Origin of the sequence: Chitinibacter sp. GC72, assembly GCF_009760905.1 — a bacterium.
Classification (GTDB): Bacteria; Pseudomonadota; Gammaproteobacteria; order Burkholderiales; family Chitinibacteraceae; genus Chitinibacter.
On record NZ_VIRW01000027.1, the window covers coordinates 15002 to 36076 of the forward strand.

A 21075-nucleotide genomic window follows, 5' to 3' on the forward strand; every position below is an offset into this window, starting at 1 on the left:
ATCAGCATTGGCCTTCATGGCTATACCCTAGCTTACCTTATCCAGGCTGGCCAAATCCCAGCGTGGCTGAATCGCAAATGAGCCGGCTGTCTGCTGAAATTGCAGGCGTTGAGCACCCGCGTAGGCAATCATTGCGCCATTGTCGGTGCACAGTGCCATCGGTGGATAAAATACTTCCAGTTTGCGTTTTTTTGCCGCGTCGTCCAGCGCGGCGCGCAATTGACGATTAGCGCCAACCCCGCCGGCAATGACCAGACGTTTCATACCGGTCTGTTTGAGAGCGGCGAGCGATTTTTTGACCAGTACTTCAACAATCGCCGCTTGAAAAGCCGCGCAAATATCGGCGCGGGTGGCGTCGTCCAGTGCGGCGTCTTTGCTTTGCTGCGTCACTAAATTAAGAACGGCGGTTTTTAGTCCGGAAAAACTCATGTCCAGCGTGCCTGAATGCAGCATCGGGCGGGGTAGGGTGAAGCGGCTTGCGTCGCCGGTGTCGGCCAGTTTTGAAAGCGCCGGTCCGCCCGGGTAACCCAGGCCCAGTAGTTTGGCTGATTTATCAAATGCTTCGCCAGCCGCATCGTCGACCGTTTCGCCGAGCAATTCATAGTGGCCTACGCCATGCACGGCCATCAGTTGGGTATGTCCGCCGGAAACCAGTAGCGCGACAAAAGGAAATTGTGGCGCCGGATCGGCCAGGCATGGTGAGAGCAGGTGGCCTTCCAGATGGTGAACGGCAATCGTGGGTTTGTTCAGTGCAAACGCCATGGCATTGGCTACGGAGGCGCCCACCAGCAATGCTCCGGCAAGGCCGGGGCCTGCAGTGTAGGCAATCGCATCAATATCGGCCAGGTGGCGTTGGGCGTCTTGCAGGCAGGCCGTTGTTAAGGGTAGTACGCGGCGGATGTGGTCGCGCGACGCCAGCTCGGGTACAACGCCGCCGTATTCGCTGTGCATAGCGATCTGGGTATGCAGTTGGTGTGCGAGTAAACCGTGCTCGGTATCGTATAATGCGACCCCTGTTTCGTCGCAAGATGATTCAATTCCCAAAACCAGCATGTGTTGCCAACCCGAAGAAGCCACAAAAACAATATGGTAGCTGGCGTGGACGCAACAATAAAGCACAAGATGGTTTTCTGGCTTTGACAAGTGTGGAGAAATTGGGGATAATGCCACCCTTTACTAGTTTCTCTAGCCGTTTTTGGCTATAGCTTTTTATTACAGGACTCGATTAATGCCTTCAGTTCGCGTTAAAGAAAACGAACCATTCGAAGTAGCAATGCGCCGCTTCAAGCGTTCTGTTGAAAAAACTGGCCTGCTCACCGAACTTCGTGCTCGCGAGTTCTACGAGAAGCCAACTGCTGAACGTAAACGTAAATTGGCTGCCGCTGTTAAGCGCCAACACAAACGTCTGCGTAGCCAGCAATTGCCAGCAAAACTCTACTAAGCTCATCCTTAGTTAAAGCTTGCAGCAATAAGCAAAAGGTCGCCATGTGCGACCTTTTGTTGTTTATACCCTTTGTGTTTGCTACTGTTGCACCTCGTTGATGCACGCTAGATTGGAGTCAAAAATGAGTTTGAAAGCGCAAATTACCGCTGATATGAAAACAGCGATGAAAGAAAAACAGGTTGAGCGTTTGGGTACGATTCGCTTGTTGCTGGCCGCGATGAAGCAGCGCGAAGTGGATGAGCGTATTGAATTGACCGATGCTGACGTGGCGGCAATTGTTGAGAAAATGATCAAGCAGCGCAAAGACAGTATTTCGCAATTTGAAGCGGCGCAGCGCCAGGATTTGGCGGACAAGGAAAAAAGCGAAGTTGAAGTCCTGATGGGCTATATGCCACAACAATTAAGCGCCGAAGAAATTGCTGTATTCCTTGATGATGCGATTGCAACGCATGGCAGTACGCCAGCGAGCATGGGCAAAATCATGGGTGATCTTAAGCCCAAGCTGGCTGGCCGCGCTGATATGGCTGAGGTCAGCAAGCTGATTAAAGCGCGTCTGGCTTAAGGCGTGACTGTCCGATTGGCTGGGCAGGCAGATTTGCCTGCCTATTTGCGCCTTATGCGCGAATTGAATCCGGAAGATCCAGTCCTGGATCCGGTGGCTGTCGAGTCGACGTGGGTGCAGCTGCGTTCAGGTTCTTTGGTGTGGGTTAAAGAGCTTGATGGTGTGTTGGTTGCAACGTGCACGCTGCTTGTTGTGCCCAATTTAAGTCGAAATGCGCGGCCGTATGGGCTGATCGAGAATGTGGTGACTTTGGCTGCCTTTCGTGGGCAGGGTTATGGCCGCGCAGTTTTGCAAGCAGCTTTGGCTGAGGCCTGGCAGCGCTCTTGCTACAAGGTGATGCTGTCAACGAGTGCGCGTACTGCTGGCGTGGTGGATTTTTATCGCCGATGCGGTTTTCAAGATGGTGTCAAAATTGGCTTTGTTGCGACTCCGGATTAGCTAAATGGCGCGTATTCCAGAGGATTTCATTCAGGATTTGCTCAACCGCGTAGATATTATTGACGTGGTTGAGCGCTATTTGCCGCTCAAAAAAGCGGGCCAGAATTACATGGCCTGCTGCCCGTTTCATAAAGAAAAATCCCCTTCCTTTACTGTGAGTCAAACCAAGCAGTTTTATCACTGCTTTGGCTGCGGCGCGCACGGCTCGGCCTTGAGTTTTGTGATGGAGCATCAAGCGCTGAGTTTTCCCGATGCGGTGCGTCAGCTGGCTGAATCGGTGGGCATGCAGGTGCCGGTGGAGGATAGGCCGCAAACTGAAGAGCAGAAAAAAGCCCCCGGTATTTATGATGTGCTAAAAACGGCATTTGATTTTTACCGTGCGCAGCTCAAAACTGCACCGCAAGCGATTGAATATTTCAAAAAACGCGGTGTCACCGGTAAAACTGCGGCGCGCTTTGGTTTGGGTTTTGCGCCGGGTGGTGATGAATGGCAGCCTTTGAGGTTGGCGTTTCCAGATTATGACTGGAATAAGGTGCTCGCTGAGGCTGGCTTGGTGATTGATAAGGAAGACAGTAAGCGTCGCTATGATCGTTTTCGCGATCGGGTGATGTTTCCGATTATGAATCAGCGCAGTCAAATCATTGGTTTTGGCGGGCGTGTGATGGGGCAGGGCGAGCCGAAATATCTTAATTCGCCAGAAACGCCAGTGTTTGAAAAAGGTCGTGAGCTGTACGGTCTGCCGCAGGCACGCGCAGCGATTCGTGATCATGGGCGAGTGCTGGTTGCTGAAGGCTATATGGATGTGGTGATGCTGCATCAGCACGGCGTCGAGTACGCGGTGGCCTCGTTGGGGACGGCGTGTACGCCCGAGCACATCCGCAAACTACTCAAATTGGCTGACGAAGTGGTGTTTGGCTTTGATGGCGATAAAGCAGGGCGTCGTGCAGCATGGCGGGCGCTAGAAAACAGCATGCCCGAAGTGCGTGATGGTAAGGAATTGCGCTTTCTATTTTTGCCGGCCGAGCATGATCCTGATTCGTATGTGCAGCAATTTGGTAAGGCGCAATTTGAGCAGCTGATCGCCCAAGAGGCTTTGCCGTTGTCGCAATATCTGCTTAAAGAGTTGTCGGCTCAGGTTGATCTGACGATGGAAGAGGGGCGGGCAAAATTATTGCGTTTGACGCAGCCTTATCTTGAACAACTGAGTCTTGCCCCCATCTTGAAACTGATGCTGAGTAAACGTCTGGCCGAGTTATGTCAGCTGACCATGGAAGAAATGAGTCTATTGTTATCCGGGGTATCTGCTGCTAAGTCAGCTGGTAATTATTCTGTAGAGCAATACACTGGTGATGTATCTGCTGATTTTGCAATGGATAATGCTACTCAGTATGCTGGATTTCAGCGTCAGAGACGATCGTTCCAACAAAAGCCCTGGCAGCCCAAAGGAAGTTATTCGGGCGGACAGGGGAAACGCTGGCGCAATGATGAGCCGCAGCGAGTACCTTTACCGCCGCGACCACGGCAAGATCCATTGTTGCGGGTATTGCAGCTCATCCTGTTTCGGCCAGCTTTGCTCGCACACTGCGAGTCTTTAGAAAATGATTGGCCGCAGCAAGGATTTGCCGGGCTGGTGCGGGCTGTATTGCAGTATGTGCGCACTCAGCCGGAAGTATTGCCACAAGCTTTGCTCGAACATTGGCGCGATGAGCCGCTGTACGCGCGCTTATTGCAAGTGCAGGCAGAATCGCAGGGTATGTTTGACCGCTTTGACGAGGCTGAGCTTTTGGCCGAATTGCAAGATACCTTGCAAACAGCGGCGCAAAGTCAGGATCGGAGTTCTACACTGGATCGCAAGGCGCAGCTGGAATATCGCGACGCCAATGGCGGTTTGACTGACGAGGAGCGCGAGGAGTATTTGGCGCTCTTGCTGCGAAAGTGATGTAGTGATTGTTTTTGGCAGGAATGGCAAAATTTTTGCCAAACGGACCAGAGCTTCGGGACAAGAGTACCCCGGTTCTGGTATAATTTTCGGTTTTGCTAGACACACCAAGTAGAGTCATGGCAGCAGATAAAAAATACGACAAAGAAAATCCTGAATTGAGCGGCAAATCGGAACCAGAAAAACTGGACCCTGAGGCGCGTAAGGCCAAGTTCAAAACGCTGATTGTGCTCGGTAAAGAGCGCGGCTACCTTACGTACGCCGAAATCAACGACCACCTCCCAGAAGACATGTTGGATGCCGAGCAAATCGAAGGCATTATCAGCATGATCTCCAATATGGGCATTCAGGTCTACGATGAAGCACCTGACGCTGAAGACCTGTTGATGTCGGATGCGCCAGCAGCAGTGGCCGATGAAGATGCAGCCGAGGAAGCCGAAGCGGCGCTATCATCGGTTGACGCCGAGTTTGGTCGCACCACTGATCCAGTCCGCATGTATATGCGCGAAATGGGTACGGTGGAGCTGCTGACTCGCGAAGGCGAAATCGAAATCGCCAAGCGGATCGAAGACGGCTTACGCCATATGATTACCGCCATTTCTGCATGCCCGACGACCATTGGCCAGATTATCGATCTTGTTGATCAGGGTTTGAACGATGAAATCCGCATCGACGATGTGATTGATGGCTTTATCGATCCGAACGCCGTTGAGGAAGAAGAGCAAGAGCCAGATCTACCCGATCCAGATGCAATTGCTGATGAATCGGATGGCGACGAAGACGAAGATGAAGACGACGGTGGTGCTGCTGCAGCCAGTGCCAATCTTGAGTTACTGAAAACGCAAGCGCGCGAGTGTTTTGAGCGTGTTCGTGATCTTTATACCAAGATGTTAGCAGCTTTGGATAAAGACGGTACCAATAGCCCGAAATACCAAGAATACCAACAAGCGATTGCTGCGGAATTCCAGACTATCCGCTTCTCTGCACGCCAAGTTGAATCGCTATGTGATGTGATGCGTGGCATGGTTGACGATATCCGTACGCACGAGCGCCAGATTATGGATCTGTGTACTCGCCGTGTCGGCATGCCGCGCGAGCACTTTATTAAAGTGTTCCCGGGTCGTGAAACCGATTTGACGTGGGTGCCGGAAGAAATTGCCGCTGAGCATAGCTATTCCGGCGTGATGTATCGCTATAAGCACGCAATCATGGAAAAGCAGCAGAAGTTGAACGAGCTGCAAGACGATTCGCGTATCAGTATCAAAGAGCTGAAAGAAATTTCACGCCAAATGAGTACCGGCGAAGCCAAAGCCCGCCGTGCGAAACGTGAAATGATTGAGGCCAACTTGCGTCTGGTAATTTCGATTGCGAAGAAATACACCAACCGTGGTTTGCAATTCCTTGATTTGATTCAGGAAGGCAATATCGGCTTGATGAAAGCGGTGGATAAATTCGAATATCGTCGTGGTTACAAGTTCTCGACTTATGCTACTTGGTGGATTCGTCAGGCGATTACTCGCTCGATTGCCGACCAGGCGCGCACGATTCGTATTCCGGTGCATATGATCGAAACGATCAACAAAATGAACCGTATCCAACGTCAAATCTTGCAAGAAACTGGTTTGGAAGCGACGCCGGAAGAATTGGCTGAACGCATGGAAATGCCGGAAGACAAAATCCGCAAGATCTTGAAAATCGCCAAAGAACCAATTTCGATGGAAACGCCGATCGGTGATGACGACGACTCGCACTTGGGCGACTTTATCGAAGACCAGAATAATATGGCCCCAGCTGATGCTGCCGTATACGCTGGCCTACGTGAAGCCACCAAGGAAGTGCTCGATACACTGACGCCACGCGAAGCCAAAGTGCTGCGCATGCGTTTCGGTATCGATATGAGTACGGATCATACTTTGGAAGAAGTGGGCAAGCAATTTGACGTTACGCGCGAGCGTATCCGTCAGATTGAAGCCAAGGCACTGCGTAAGCTGCGTCACCCAACACGTTCAGAAAGATTGAAATCTTTCATTGAAAATGCGGCAAGTGAGCAGTAAAATAGCGCCTCTTCAGAACTTTGATTAAGTCCAAGTTCAAGCAGATTACGGGCCTATAGCTCAGTTGGTTAGAGCAGAGGACTCATAATCCTTTGGTCCACGGTTCAAGTCCGTGTGGGCCCACCAAAAATCAAGGACTTAGCTTCGGCTAAGTCCTTTTTTCTTTCCTACTGTCAACCAAGTGTCAACCGCGCCAGCGGATTCAAATTTCTAACCTCTTGCAAATGCTCTGGCGACAAGTGCGCATACCGCATTGCCATCTTCAAGCCGCTATGGCCGAGATCGCGCTGCAGCGTCAAAATATTGCCCCCATTCATCATGAAATGGCTGGCAATTTATAGCCTGAAATATCGCCTGAGTAATCCTTGATCATTTATGATGTCACCCTTGTGTCAGTATGTAGCTTAATCTGATTATTGCTTATGCTCCATTCAAGCGCATCTCAATTGATTGGTCAGATTTTAATAACTGCAGATTGAGCCTGTTGTTGCACATTTAAGGGAACTGAATGGCTTTGCTTAAAGCATCCGGCTCTCTGTTAGGCGGGATAAAACTGGATACTGTATATGATGCCAAGCAGTAACTTTGCGTTCTTGGCCGAACACTCGGCGCTGTTAATACAACTGGTTTCGACTGCCGAACAAGTCTTTGCCAGTGACCCCAATACCACCTTGATTAAGCTGCGCCAGTTTGGCGAGGCCTTGGCGCAGGATTTGGCAGTGCGCTATGGTGTCGAGTTCGATGACAAAACCACGCAAAGCGATTTGCTCTATAAGCTCAACCGCGAGCTAGAGCCAGAAATCCGCACGTTGTTTCACACGCTACGCATCGAAGGTAACCGCGCGACGCACGAATTCCAGACTCAGCACAAAGAGGCCATGGAAGGACTTAAAGTCGCCCGCGTATTGGCGATTTGGTATCACCAGTCGTTTGGTAAGCAGGGCGCGGCATTTAAGGCCGGCCCGTTCGTTGCGCCAGTTGACCCTAGCGGTGAATTACGCGAACTGCAAAAGCAAATTGAGCAATTGCGTGGCCAACTCACCGATACGCAGCAAGCACTCGATACCAATCAGCAATTAGCCGAGCTCATCGCCCAAGAGAAAGAGCAGTATGCCGTGCTGGCATCCCAAATGGATGTAGAGGCCCGTACCTTTGAGGCAATGGCCGCCGAGCATGAAGCTAAGCTCGCCGCCGCTCAAAATGAATTCGCTGCGCAAATCGCCGCCTTGCAGCAGCAAATCAACAAAGATACGGCGAGCCAAACGCGCAAGAAAACTAGCGCCGCCGCCAAGCAGATTGTGCTGAGTGAAGAACTCACCCGCATCATTATCGACCAGCAACTCAATGCCGCAGGTTGGGAGGCCGATACGCAAACGCTGACCTATGCCGCAGGCGCTCGTCCCGAACGCAACAAAAATAAAGCCATTGCCGAATGGCCGTGCATTGGGATGCAATCAGCCGATTATGTGCTCTTCGCAGGTTTAACGCCCATCGCCGTGGTGGAAGCTAAGCGTGAAAATGTAAACGTCGCCGGTAAAATTGGCCAAGCGGAGCGCTATTCACACAATTATCGCCTTGATGCACAGCACCAGCCTGCGTGGAAACTGGCTGGCTTAAATGCACCTTGGTCTGATGGCAGCCACAGCGGCCAACGATCATTATTCCAGATTCCATTTGTCTACTCGTGCAATGGTCGCCCTTACTTTAAGCAGTTGCAGGAGCAGAGCGGCACTTGGTTCCGTGATGTGCGCCACCCATCCAATCTGGCGCGGGCCTTGATGGATTTTCATGCGCCTGACCAATTATTAGATTTGCTGAAGCGCAGTCGCGAAGACGCCGAAGCCAAGCTCAAAATTGAAGGCTTTGCCTACCTGAAAGTGCGCGATTACCAGCAACGCGCCATCGAGTCGGTTGAAATAGCACTGGCGAATAATCAGCGCAATATCCTGCTCGCAATGGCCACCGGCACAGGCAAAACTCGCACCATCATCGGCCTAATTTACCGCTTTCTGAAAGCCGAGCGTTTCCGCCGTATTTTGTTTTTGGTTGACCGCACAGCATTGGGCGACCAAGCCCTTGATGCATTCAATGAAGCGCCGCTAGAGCAGGGCTTGCCTCTTTCCAAAGCCTACAATATCGCTGATTTAGGCGATATGGCTGCAGAAGCCGAAACCCGCGTGCAGGTCGCAACAGTACAAGCTATGGTGCGCCGCATTTTTGACGCTGATTCGCCGCCACTGGTAGGCGAGTACGACTGCATCATTGTTGACGAAGCCCACCGTGGTTATACGCTCGACCAAGAAATGACCGAGGGCGAACAAGCCGTGCGCGACCAGTCGCAATACCTGTCGCGCTACCGCCAAGTGCTCGATTATTTCGACGCAGTCAAAATCGGCCTGACCGCCACGCCTGCCAAACACACCAGTGATATTTTCGGTAAGCCCGTCTACACCTACAGCTACCGTGAAGCGGTGGCGGATGATTGGCTCATTGACCACGAACCGCCAATTCGCTACGAAACCCAACTGAGCAAACACGGGATTACTTTTGCCAAAGGCGAGGCGGTGTCAGTCATTGATACGCGCACTGGTGCGATTGATGTGGCAGAGCTTGGCGACGAGCTAAGCTTTGACGTTGAAAGTTTTAATCGCCGCGTGATTACCGAAGACTTTAACCGCGTCATCTGCGAAGAGCTGGCCAAAGAAATCGACCCGCTCGGCGAAGAAAAAACCATGATTTTCTGCGCCACCGATGCACATGCCGATATGGTGAAACGCCTGCTCGATAACGCATTCAAGGATGTCTACGGCGACGAATACAACGCCGCTGCGGTGCAAAAAATCACTGGCAAGACCGATAAAGTCGCCCAGATGATTAAGCAATACAAAAACGAGCGCTACCCCAGCATCGCAATTACCGTCGATTTGCTGACCACGGGTATCGACGTGCCCAAGATTTGCCATCTAGTGTTTATGCGCCGCGTTCGCTCGCGGATTTTATACGAGCAGATGATAGGCCGCGCTACGCGCCGTTGTGACGGCATCGGTAAAACCGCTTTCAAAATCTACGACCCCGTCGATATTTACGCCGCGCTCGAAGACGTCAACACGATGAAGCCCTTGGTGAAAAATCCAGACATCACTTTGGCGCAATTGCTCGATGAATTGGCCAATCCCGATAGCTACACCACACCCGCCGAGCAGCAGCCAGCAGCGGCTGGTGATGAGGCCCGTACGCCAAGCAAAACCCATGCAGATGATGTGCTTGCCGCAGTCAGTCAAAAAGTAATGCGCGTGCTGCGCAAGGCCGAGAAAAAAGCCGAGAAAAATCCAGCACTAAAAGACAAGCTGACTGAGCTAGAGCAACAATGGGGCGTTGAACCCGCCAAAATGCACGAGCATTTACGCAAGCTAGGCCCCAAAGCAGCCGTAGACTTTATTAATCACAATACGCGTCTGTTAGACCAGCTCAGTGAGGTGGGCGTGCTCATCGGCACCGAATACCGTCCATTGATTGCGCATCATAAAGACGAGCTGGTGCTGCGTGAACAAACCTACGGCAAGTACGAAAAGCCCACTGATTATTTGGAAGGCTTTGCCGATTTTATCCAACGCTCGCTCAATCAGTCCGCAGCGCTCAGCTTGGTGGTGAATCGCCCCAAAGACCTAACCCGCGCCCAGCTCAAAGAAATCAAACTGCTGCTAGATGCCAATGGCTTTACCGAGAGCACGCTCAAATCCGCGTGGCGCAACGCAACCAACCAGGAAATCGCCGCCAGCATCATTGGCTATATCCGCCGCGCCGCCATTGGCGAAGCCTTGCTGCCGTTTGAGCAACGGGTCGCCAACGCCATGCAAAAAATCTATGCGCTGCACAACTGGAATACCATCCAGCGCAAATGGCTCGACCGCATCGCCAAGCAGTTGACGCATGAAGTCGTCATCGACCGTGATTTTGTGAATCATGCTTTTGGCAAAGATGGTGGGGCGCAGCAGTTGGAAAAAATCCTCGATAATCAACTGCCTATCGTGCTGGAAACCTTGGCGGATGGGCTCTGGCAAGCTAGCGAGCCACAAGCAGCCTAGGGGTGGTAGCCATTTTGATGGCCTTTATGTTGCTATTGTGTGCTTAAGGTTTAAAAAGTTGGCCATTGTTTTTGCTGGTGTGTTTTGAGCTTTAAAGCTAATATATTGACCATATGGCCAATCAATTTTTTATAAAAGCCAATATGTTGGATTTTGCCTTTGCCACGCAGCAAGAAATTTGCGCCGAGCTCGCCACGCGCCTCAAGCGCCAGCGTTTGGCGCAGTCGCTAACGCAAAAAGACCTAGCCGAGCGCGCTGGCCTTGCCTTGGGTACGGTCAAAAACCTCGAAGGCAAGGGCATTTCATCGCTGGAATCCTTTATCCGCGTCGTCGTGGCCTTAGGGCTGGTCGATGAATTGGCCACGCTGTTCGAGCTGAAAACCGCGCAATCTATCGCCCAAATGGAACGCGCCCAGCTCGCCGAGCGCAAGCGTGCGCCCCGCAGCGGTAGTAAAGCATGATTAAAAAAGTCGATGTGTTTTATGAGGGGTGGGGCGAGCGCTGGCATTTGGCCACGCTGGCCGATGATGGCCGCAAGCTGCTGTTTGAATACAGCCCCGAAGCGTTGGCGCAAGGCCTAGAGCTGTCGCCACGTCACCTCAAGTTGCAGTCCGCCGCCTACAGCGATTTTCCTGCTTACCAGCTGCGCCTGCCTGGGCTGATTGCCGATGCCTTGCCCGATGGCTGGGGCTTGCTACTGATGGACCGACTATTTCGTCAGAATGGCATCGACCCCGCTCGTGCCTCGGTACTCGATAGATTGTCTTTCATTGGCCATCGTGCCATGGGCGCACTCAGCTTTCAGCCCGCCAGCACCAGCGATGTCCCCACAACTGATGTGCAATTGCTCAATCTGGCCCAGCAAGCGCAAACGCTGCTGAGTGGCCAAGACAGCGCCATCCTGAAGCAACTCGCCTTAATGGGCGGCTCGCCGCATGGTGCGCGCCCCAAAGTGCTGGTGCATTACGACCCCGCCAGCGGGCAACTCAGCACACAACACTTTGCAGGCAGCACGCCTTGGCTGGTCAAATTCCAAGCGCAAAACGAGCATAAAGAAGTCTGTGCCATCGAATGCCTCTATGCCCAGTTGGCGCGTGATTGTGGCCTCGACATCCCCGCCACGCAGTATTTCGACCTTAGCCCAACGCTGGCCGCTTTCGGCATTGCCCGCTTTGATGTCGCTGCGAACATGCGCATTCCCACGCACACGCTGGCTGGCCTGTTGCACGCCGATTTCCGTCTGCCTGGTAGCGTGGATTACAGCACCTTCCTGCGCGCCACGCGCTTTCTCACTCGTGACGAGCGCGAAGTGCAAAAAGCCTACCAACGCACCGTATTCAATGTGCTATTCAACAACCGCGACGACCACCCCAAAAACTTCAGCTACCTGTTGGGACAAGACCGCCGCTGGGTGTTGTCACCTGCCTACGACCTCACCTATTGCGCAGGGCCAGCGGGCTATCACCAAATGGACGTTTGCGGCGAGGCGCTCAACATCAGCCGCGCCCACCTGCTACAACTGGCGCAGCAAAATTCGCTGGATGCCACTTGGGCGGCGCAAGTGCTTGAACAGCAACTCACCGTGGCCGAGACGTTTACCGCTCAGGCCCAGCATTACGCTATCCGCAGCGCCACCGTGCAAAACCTCGCCAACCTCATCGCCGCCAATGCCGCGCGCTTGCGGGGTGGCTAAACCGCTGCTTTCATACTGATTCAAAATACATCTACAGGGTAATGCCCTGTGGCCAATAACTAATAATATCCACAAGGCAATACCCATGGTCAACAACGACATCGTCCAAAAGCTCTGGAATCTCTGCGACGTATTGCGCGACGACGGCATCAACTACAGCGATTACGTCACCGAGCTGGTGCTGCTGCTGTTCATCAAGATGGAATACGAGAACACCCAAAGCGGCGTCATGGCCGCGCACAAGCTGCCCGAATACGCGCGCTGGAATTATCTGGCCTCACTCTCTGGCCTAAACCTGCTTAACGAATACCGCGCCATGCTGCTCAAGCTCAGCGTGCATCAAGACCCGCTCATCTCTGCCATCTACCGCGACGCGCAAACTCGCCTGCGTGAGCCGCGCCATCTAGAGCACCTGATTAAATCGCTCGACGGCCTCGACTGGTTTTCGGCGCAAAAAGATGGCCTTGGCGACCTGTACGAAGGCTTGCTGGAAAAAAATGCCTCTGAGACCAAATCTGGCGCAGGCCAATACTTCACGCCGCGCCCGCTGATTGACAGCATCATCGCGCTGGTGCAACCGCAAGCCGGCGAAACCATCCAGGACCCCGCCGCCGGTACGGCAGGCTTTCTGATTGCGGCAGACACCTACATCAAAGCCAATACGGATGATTTATACGACCTCGACGAGCGCGCCCGCAGCTTCCAGCGCACCAAGGCTTATCTGGGTATGGAGCTCGTGCCCGACACCCGCCGCCTCGCGCTAATGAACTGCCTGCTGCACGGCATGGAGGGCGACGACGAAGGCGTAGTGCATCTGGGCAATACGCTCGGCAGCGCTGGCAGCCATTTGCCGAAAGCCGACATCATGCTCAGCAACCCGCCCTTTGGCACCGCCAAAGGCGGTGGCGGGCCAACGCGCGACGACCTCACCTTTGACACCAGCAACAAGCAGCTCGCCTTCCTGCAGCACATCTATCGCCACTTAAAAGACGGTGGCCGCGCCGCCGTGGTGCTGCCCGATAACGTGCTGTTCGAGGCGGGCATCGGTGCCGACATCCGGCGCGATTTGATGGACAAATGCAATCTGCACACCATCCTGCGCCTGCCCACCGGCATCTTCTACGCGCAGGGCGTCAAAACCAATGTGCTGTTCTTTAGCAAAGTCAGCAACAACGCCACCGGCAGCACCAACAACGTCTGGGTGTACGACCTGCGCGCCAATATGCCGAAATTCGGCAAACGCACGCCGTTTACCCGTGCCCACTTTGCTGATTTTGAAGCCGCTTTTGGTGCCGACCCGCACGGTGCGAGTAAACGCAGCGACCAGGGCGAAGCAGGGCGCTTCCGTGTGTTCAGCCGTAACTGGATACGCGAACGCGGCGACAGTTTGGATATTAGCTGGCTCAAAGACGACAACGCCGAAGACGCCGCCGACCTGCCCGAGCCAAGTGTGCTAGCGCGTGAAGCGATGGACGAACTAAACGGCGCACTGGCCGAGCTGGAAGCGATTCTGGCTGAATTGGGTGAAGAGGTGGCGGAATGAGTCAAAAACCCATTGGCTGGGAAAATGCAGAGCTTGGTGCTGTTTTATCTATCAGAAATGGATATGCCTTCAAGACAGTTGATTTTAAAAATGAAGGGATTCCTCTGGTTAAGCAATCAAATCTTGCTGGTGAAACAGTTGATTTGACAAAATGTGCCTTTTTGCCGAACAGCTTTCTGACTGAGTATGAGCGTTTTCAACTGCGTAAAGGGGATATTCTTGTCGGAATGTCCGGCTCCATAGGAAAGCTATGTCTTTTTGATAAGGATGTTACTGCGCTTCAAAACCAGCGGACCGGTAAAGTTGAATTGCATTCCAAGATTGATGTATCCGAGCGATATGTCTGGCATTTCTTAAAAACAATAGAAAAACAGCTTGTAGAGAAAGGCAAGGGCGTTGCAGTTGCAAATGTAAGTGCAGCAGATATTGAAGGTTTGCCTTTCCCGCTCGCCCCGCTCCCCGAACAAAAACGCATCGCCGACAAGCTCGACGCGACGCTGGCGCGGGTCGATGCCTGCCGCGCACGCCTCGAACGCGTCCAGCCCATCCTCAAACGCTTCAGACTATCGGTACTAGCCGCCGCCACCAGCGGCCATCTCACCGCCGACTGGCGCGAGCAGCAAGGGTATGGCCATGCAGGCAATGATAATAAAGGGCTGCATGGCAATACCAATGCGAGCCAGTTAAACCAAGCATCACCCATCAACGCCAACCCGTCGGCAAATGCAGCCAGCAAATCCCGCGAGGCCGCATCGTCTGACCCGCGCACTGAATCGCACCAATGCTCGATTGGACAGAGCGCTTCTAGCGCATCAATTTTGAAAACGCCACTTGTGATTTTTCAAGCCGACCAAGAGCCGTTGGTAGAAGGCTGGTACTGGGAAAAACTGGTCACTTTGGCCAAGTTAGAGTCTGGGCATACACCACGAAAATCGGTTCCTGAATATTGGGAAAATGGGACTGTGCCTTGGATTAGTTTGCAGGATATTCGAGCGGCAGATGGGCGCGAAATCACAGACACGAAATACATGCCAACACAGTTGGGTATCGACAACTCAAGTTCTCGTTTACTGCCAAAAGGAACGGTTTGCTTTTGCCGCGATATTTCGTTTGGCTATGTAACTATGATGGGCCGTGAAATGGCAACGACTCAGCATTTTGCAAATTGGGTTTGTCATGATGCCCTAGTTCCGAAATACCTGATGTATGCCTTTATGGCTGGACGTGACTTTTTGGGGATGTCGTCCGGGCAAGGCACTACCGTAACTACGATTTACATGCCTGCGCTTAAAGAGCTTCGCTTGGCGACGCCACCTGTAGCAGAACAAACCGAAATCGTCCGCCGCGTCGAAACACTATTCGCCTTCGCCGACCGCCTCGAAGCGCGGCTGGCCAGCGCCACCGCCGCCGCCGAGCGCCTTACCCCATCACTGCTCGCCAAAGCCTTCCGCGGCGAACTCGTCCCGCAATACCCGACCGACGAACCCGCCAGCGAACTCCTAAATCGCCTCGCCACGCAGCGCGAAGCCGCCGGCAGCAAGCCCAAACGCAGCAAAAAGGCCAGCGCATGACCACGCCCACCGCAGCATTGCGGTGGGTTACGCCTGCGGCTAACCCACCCTACGAAACTTATTACTCTTAGGGGGTATTTTGCTGTATTTCAATTTAATATTGATTCTCAGCCCAATACCCTTGCTTTTTTGTGCATTAAACGCTAAGCGCCTTGCTCACAATCTCAAACGTATCCGACGACAAACCCTGATGATCGCGAATGCGCTCCAGCTCTTGTTTCATCAACTCGCGGCGTGATGGTTCGATTTTCTTCCAGCGGTTAAAGCAGCTGGCCAGGCGGGCGGCGATTTGCGGGTTGATGGCGTCGAGCTCGATGATTTTCTCGGCGGCAAACGCGTAGCCATAGCCGTCTGCGGCGTGAAAATGCTGCAGATTGAGCACGCAGAATGAGGTGATCAGCGAGCGTACTTTATTCGGGTTTTTCAGCGAAAAGGCCGGGTGCGAGAGCAGAGATTGCACGCGGTTGAGCGTGCCTTGGCGGCGGCTGGTGGCTTGCAGTGCAAACCATTTATCCATCACCAGTGCGTCGTCTTTCCATTGCGCGGCAAAGTCGGCCAGCTGCTCTTCGCCTTCGTCGTGGCCGTGGCGGTTGACCAGGGCTTTGAGCGCGGCGAGGCGATCGGTCATATTGTCGGCTTTGCGGTATTGGTCGGCCAGCAGGCTGGCAATCATTTTCTCGTCGAGCTCAGCCAGATAGTCAAGGCAGACATTTTTCAGGCTGCGGCGCGCGACTTGCTCGCCATCGTAGCGGTAGGGCGTGCCGTCGTTGAGGCGCTGATAAATGGCGAGCAACTCCTGCCGTGTTTCGCGGGCGATGTGCTGTTTCAGCGTCTGGCAGACCAGTGAAAGGCGGCCTGGATCGACGTCGGATAATTGCTCGAGCAGGTAGTTTTCTGCCGGCAGCTGCAACATCAGGGCAATCAGCGCGGGGTCAAATTTGTCGGCGTGTTCGAGATAGCCGCTGAGCAGTTTGCGGTAGGCGGCGATAAAGTTGTCCGGTGCGGCCAGTGGCAGGCTGGTTTCCTGTGCATACAGGCGTTTGATCAGCAGGGTGGCAAAAGTGTTGGCTGCTTCCCAGCGCGCAAAGGCATCGCTGTCGTGCGCCATCAGGAATACCAGGTCATCATCGCTGTAATCGTATTCCAGCACCACCGGTGCGGAAAAATCACGCAGCAGGGACGGCACAGGCAGGCAGGGTACATGCGTGAAGGTAAAGCTTTGTGTTGTTTCACGCAGCTGTAAGACGCGGGTTGTTGCGCCTGCGTGCGCTTCGCCAGCCAGCTGCAGCGGCAAATCCTGCCCCCGGCGGTCAATCAGGCCGATGGCAAAGGGGATATGAAACGGCAATTTATGGTCTTGCCCCGGCGTAGGCGGGCAGGATTGAGTTAGGGTGAGGGTATAGCTCTGCGTCTCAGCCTGGTATGAGCCCTGGGCCGATACCCTGGGGGTGCCTGCCTGACTGTACCAGCGTTCAAACTGCGTCAGATCGACATGATTCGGACCTATTTGATTGGCATCCGCCATCGCCGCGCGGAAATCATCGCAAGTGACGGCTTGGCCATCGTGACGTTTGAAATACAAATCCATGCCTTTGCGGAAACCATCGCGCCCCAGCAGCGTTTCGTACATCCGTACCACTTCGCTGCCTTTCTCGTAAATGGTCATGGTGTAGAAATTATTGATTTCCAGATATTCATCGGGACGAATCGGGTGAGCTTGCGGGCCGGCATCTTCGGCAAACTGGCTGGTGCGCAGCGTGCGCACATTGCCGATGCGTTGCACGGCGCGGCTGCCGATGTCGCTGGAGAATTCCTGATCGCGATAGACCGTCAGGCCTTCTTTGAGCGAGAGCTGAAACCAATCTCGGCAGGTGACGCGATTGCCGGTCCAGTTGTGGAAGTATTCGTGTGCCACCACGGCGTCAATGCCATCAAAATCGACGTCGGTCGCGGTTTCCGGCTTGGCGAGCACAAATTTGGTATTGAAGATATTCAATCCCTTGTTTTCCATCGCGCCCATATTAAAGTCCGACACGGCAACGATCATATAGGTGTCCAGATCGTATTCGAGGCCGAAGCGCTCTTCGTCCCAGGCCATGGCTTTTTGTGCGGCGGCGAGTGCGTGATGGCATTTATCCAGATTGCCCGGCTCGACGTAGATTTCGATATTGATGGTGCGGCCCGATTGCGTCTGGTGCGTGCCGGACAGTACGACCAACTTACCAGCCACCAGCGCAAACAGATACGCCGGTTTTTTAAATGGATCGACCCATTTGACCCAGTGGCGGTTCTTGTCGAGCTGGCCCGCGCCAACGCGGTTGCCATTCGAGAGCAGCACCGGATATTTGGTTTTGTCAGCGATGATGGTCGTCGTGAATTTGGCCATCACGTCCGGCCGATCAAGGTAATAGGTGATTTTTCGAAAGCCTTCGGCCTCGCACTGGGTAAAGAAATTGCCGTTCGATTGATACAGCCCCATCAGGCTGGTGTTGCTGGCCGGATCAACGATGGTAACGATTTCCAGAATGCCATCTTCGGGCATCGTGCTGATAGACAGGGTGTATTCATCAATACAGTAGCCCTCGGCCGTGAGCACAGCGCCGTCCAGTTTGATGCTTTCCAGCTGCAGCGCTTCGCCATGCAGCACCAGTGGCGTATCTGCGGCCACGCCCTTATTGCGCCGGATAATCAGCCGGGAAACGACTTTTGTCTGGGTATCGTCCAGATCGAAAGTCAAATCAACGCGGTCAATCAGATAGCTAGGGGGGGTATAGTCAAGGCGATGGATGGCTTGGCGGCTGCTCATAAATGCGGCTCTTCAGGCTGGCAGATAAAGTCTGCAAGATTAACCCTAGGCTGCGTGTAAGACAATGGCGTGCCAGTGGTGATTATCTTCAATTGCCGCCAGTCGGCAAATGTGCCGCCAGAGCAAGGCTTGCCGCGGACTGCCACAATCGGCATCGCAATCATTCAATGCTCTGGGGTTTGCGTTGGGTCAGATAGAACTAAAAAACTGATACATATTCAAAAAGAATCGTTCTCTTGAATATAGAAGGGCTGGTATTATTGCAGACTGTTAGCCGTATAACCGGATAGAAGCCATGTATATTTACGACGATTACGACCAAAAGATCGTGGACCAGCGCGTAGCGCAGTACCGCGACCAGACGCGCCGCTATTTGGCTGGCGAATTGACCGACGATGAATTCCGCCCGCTGCGCCTGCAAAATGGTTTGTATATTCAGCGTCTGGCCCCGATGTTGCGCGTTGCCATTCCATATGGCCATTTGCGCAGTGCGCAAGTGCGCAAGCTGGCCGAATTGGCGCGTAAATACGACAAAGGTTATGTGCATTTCACCACGCGCCAGAATGTGCAGTACAACTGGCCAGCGCTAGAAAACGTGCCAGAGATGTTGGCCGAATTAGCAACCGTACAAATGCACGGCATTCAAACTTCGGGCGCCTGTATTCGTAATACTACGTCGGACCAATTTGCTGGCGTAGCGTTTGACGAGATCGTCGATCCACGCCCATGGTGTGAAATCATCCGCCAGTGGTCGACTTTCCATCCAGAATTTGCTCACTTGCCACGTAAATTTAAGATCGCTGTGAACGGTGCCAAAGAAGATCGTGCCGCGGTGTTGGTGCATGACATTGGTATCAATGTGAAATTGAACGCCGCCGGTGAAGTGGGTTTTGAAATTTTCGTCGGCGGTGGCCTAGGTCGTACGCCAATGATTGGCGATTTGATCAAGCCTTGGCTCGAGCCCAAACACCTGCTGACTTATCTGAACGCAGTACTGCGCGTGTATAACCGCTACGGCCGTCGGGATAATAAATACAAGGCGCGGATCAAGATTCTGGTCAAAGCGATGACGCCGGAAGCGTTTGCCGCCAAGGTCGAGCAGGAATGGGCTTTTGAGAAAGACGGCCCGCAAACGCTGACCGATGCCGAAATCGCACGTAATCACCGATTCTTCACTGCCCCAGCTTATGAAACCTTGCCAGCTGACGATGCTGAGTTCATCGCGGCCAAAGCAGCCAATCCGGCTTTTGCACGTTGGGTAGAGCGCAATGTCTTTGCGCACAAAGTTGCTGGCTATGCTGCGGTGACGTTCTCGCTGAAGAAAACCGGCGTGCCACCGGGCGATGCAACCGATGCGCAACTCGATGATGTCGCTGATCTGGCTGACCGCTTCAGCTTTGGTGAAGTGCGTGTCTCGCACGGGCAGAATCTGATTCTGGCCGATGTGAAGCAATCTCAATTGTTTGCCCTGTGGGAAGAAGCCAAGCGCATCGGCTTTGCAACGCCCAATATTGGCTTGCTCACTGATGTGATCTGCTGTCCGGGTGGCGACTTCTGCGCCCTGGCCAACGCCAAATCAATTCCGGTGGCCCAAGCTATCCAGGAGCGTTTCGACGATCTGGATTATCTATTTGATCTGGGTGAAATCGACGTCAATATGTCGGGCTGTATCAATGCCTGCGGCCATCACCACGTTGGCAATATTGGCGTACTGGGCGTGGATAAAAACAATGCCGAGTATTACCAGATTACGCTGGGTGGCCGTCAAGGCGCCGACGCGAAAATCGGCAAGGTGATTGGCCCATCTTTCGCGCAGGAAGAAATGCCTGATGTAATGAGCAAAATCATCGACGTGTTTGTAGCGAACCGCGAAGGCGAAGAGCGCTTTATCGATGTGTTCGATCGCATCGGTGCCGAGCCTTTCAAAGCCAAAGTTTACGAAGGCAAACCGATTCGCAAGGAGAAAGCTGATGCCTAAGCAAGTTATTATCAATCGCGATATCGTCGATAACCGCTGGACTCGCGTCGTCGCCGACGAAGAGGGTGGGGTATCTGTTCCTGGCGAAGGCGCTATCTTGGTTCCATACCAATACTGGCTGGGGCATCGTGAAGAGTTGGCAGGCCGTGAAGTTGCGATCTGCTTTGCGCCGGACGACGAACCAGAATCTTTGCCAGTTGACGCAAATACGTTCCCGATGATCGCCTGCGATTTCCCTGCGTTTACCGATGGTCGTGGGTTCTCGATTGGCCGCCTGCTGCGAGTACGCTACGGCTTTACTGGCGAATTGCGCGCTGTGGGTGATGTATTCAAAGACACGTTGAACTATCTGGCACGTTGCGGTTTTACCGCCTTCGAAGTGCGTGCCGACAAAGACATCAATGAAGCGCTCAAAGGGATTGATGATTTCACCGAGTTTTATCAATCTAGCGTTGATGTGCCTAGCCCATTGTTCCTGCGCCGGCCCGTGACTGTTTAGTCACCAAAACCAGTTTGTATATACCAACTCAGCCCGCGCCAGCGGGCTGAGTGCTTTTCGGCTTAGTGTTTGCACTGTTTGAGCGTTCGGTGTCGCTATTTCTGCCCATTGCGCGCAGTTTTTGCTGGTGTTGTTCAGTACTGTGCTGGTGCTGGTCGTTTGATTTTCGCGTTCGCTGCCAGAATGTTTCAAACTTCGTTTCCTTATCAATCAATCACTTAGCATCTTTCTTTCCTTTTCTTTGTCGATAGGTGTTGACGTGTTTCAAGGCGGTGGGTATAGTTCGGCCTCTCTGCTGATGACGCAGCGAAACAAAACGAGTTTCTCTCTGTCTCACACCGATCTTTAACAAATTACAGCCGATGAGTGTGAGTGCTTGATTCGTAAGTCGAAACAAGTGCTTGCACTCAATTGAAAAGAAAGTAAAACAAGACGAACTTTATTGTTCATCTCGTTTTTTTCT

14 protein-coding genes and 1 tRNA gene are annotated in these 21075 nt (G+C 53.2%); 13 read left to right on the forward strand and 2 right to left on the reverse strand.

Features of this window, described 5'->3' with window-relative positions; all coding sequences use genetic code 11:
- Positions 1–27 precede the first annotated feature (27 nt).
- Positions 28–1053: a tRNA (adenosine(37)-N6)-threonylcarbamoyltransferase complex transferase subunit TsaD gene (tsaD, locus tag FLS37_RS15415; RefSeq protein ID WP_157670866.1), complete on the reverse strand. Its 1026-nt coding sequence runs from the start codon at positions 1051–1053 to the stop codon at positions 28–30.
- 175 nt (positions 1054–1228) lie between these two features.
- Between tsaD and rpsU the strand changes: the two genes are divergently transcribed.
- The 11 genes from rpsU (at position 1229) to FLS37_RS15470 (ending at position 15329) form a co-directional block, all read left to right on the forward strand.
- Positions 1229–1441 (forward strand): 30S ribosomal protein S21, encoded by a 213-nt coding sequence (gene rpsU / locus FLS37_RS15420; protein ID WP_157670867.1) that lies wholly within the window; start codon positions 1229–1231, stop codon positions 1439–1441.
- A 124-nt stretch (positions 1442–1565) separates the two neighbouring features.
- Positions 1566–2006, forward strand: coding sequence for a GatB/YqeY domain-containing protein (locus FLS37_RS15425; protein WP_157670868.1), 441 nt, complete (start codon positions 1566–1568; stop codon positions 2004–2006).
- Between the two features lie 3 nt (positions 2007–2009).
- Positions 2010–2444, forward strand: a complete 435-nt coding sequence (locus tag FLS37_RS15430) for a GNAT family N-acetyltransferase (protein WP_157670869.1) — start codon at positions 2010–2012, stop codon at positions 2442–2444.
- A gap of 4 nt (positions 2445–2448) precedes the next feature.
- Positions 2449–4383 (forward strand): DNA primase, encoded by a 1935-nt coding sequence (gene dnaG, locus FLS37_RS15435; RefSeq protein WP_157670870.1) that lies wholly within the window; start codon positions 2449–2451, stop codon positions 4381–4383.
- 119 nt (positions 4384–4502) lie between these two features.
- Positions 4503–6437 (forward strand): RNA polymerase sigma factor RpoD, encoded by a 1935-nt coding sequence (gene rpoD / locus FLS37_RS15440; protein ID WP_157670871.1) that lies wholly within the window; start codon positions 4503–4505, stop codon positions 6435–6437.
- A gap of 49 nt (positions 6438–6486) precedes the next feature.
- A tRNA-Ile gene (locus FLS37_RS15445) sits at positions 6487–6563 on the forward strand.
- Positions 6564–7003: 440 nt separating this feature from the next.
- Positions 7004–10522 carry a type I restriction-modification system endonuclease gene (hsdR, locus tag FLS37_RS15450; protein WP_157670872.1) on the forward strand — a complete coding sequence of 1173 codons (3519 nt, stop codon included), beginning with the start codon at positions 7004–7006 and terminating at the stop codon, positions 10520–10522.
- A 143-nt stretch (positions 10523–10665) separates the two neighbouring features.
- The gene (locus FLS37_RS15455; RefSeq protein WP_157670873.1) at positions 10666–10983 is read left to right on the forward strand and encodes a helix-turn-helix domain-containing protein; all 318 of its coding nucleotides are present in this window, start codon (positions 10666–10668) and stop codon (positions 10981–10983) included.
- The gene (locus FLS37_RS15460; protein WP_232522640.1) at positions 10980–12215 is read left to right on the forward strand and encodes a type II toxin-antitoxin system HipA family toxin; all 1236 of its coding nucleotides are present in this window, start codon (positions 10980–10982) and stop codon (positions 12213–12215) included. The genes FLS37_RS15455 and FLS37_RS15460 overlap by 4 nt, the downstream gene beginning before the upstream one ends.
- An 85-nt stretch (positions 12216–12300) precedes the next feature.
- Entirely contained in the window at positions 12301–13758 is a 1458-nt protein-coding gene (locus FLS37_RS15465; RefSeq protein WP_157670874.1) for an N-6 DNA methylase, read from the forward strand.
- The gene (locus tag FLS37_RS15470) at positions 13755–15329 is read left to right on the forward strand and encodes a restriction endonuclease subunit S (protein ID WP_157670875.1); all 1575 of its coding nucleotides are present in this window, start codon (positions 13755–13757) and stop codon (positions 15327–15329) included. Before FLS37_RS15465 ends, FLS37_RS15470 begins: the two co-directional genes overlap by 4 nt.
- A 136-nt stretch (positions 15330–15465) precedes the next feature.
- Here the strand turns inward: FLS37_RS15470 and pepN are convergent, their stop codons facing one another.
- Positions 15466–18135: an aminopeptidase N gene (gene pepN / locus FLS37_RS15475; RefSeq protein WP_157670876.1), complete on the reverse strand. Its 2670-nt coding sequence runs from the start codon at positions 18133–18135 to the stop codon at positions 15466–15468.
- Between the two features lie 295 nt (positions 18136–18430).
- Between pepN and FLS37_RS15480 the strand changes: the two genes are divergently transcribed.
- Positions 18431–20113 carry a nitrite/sulfite reductase gene (locus FLS37_RS15480; RefSeq protein ID WP_157670877.1) on the forward strand — a complete coding sequence of 561 codons (1683 nt, stop codon included), beginning with the start codon at positions 18431–18433 and terminating at the stop codon, positions 20111–20113.
- A complete protein-coding gene (locus FLS37_RS15485) occupies positions 20106–20612 on the forward strand; it encodes a DUF934 domain-containing protein (protein WP_157670878.1) in 507 nt (168 codons plus the stop codon). The genes FLS37_RS15480 and FLS37_RS15485 overlap by 8 nt, the downstream gene beginning before the upstream one ends.
- Positions 20613–21075 lie beyond the last annotated feature (463 nt).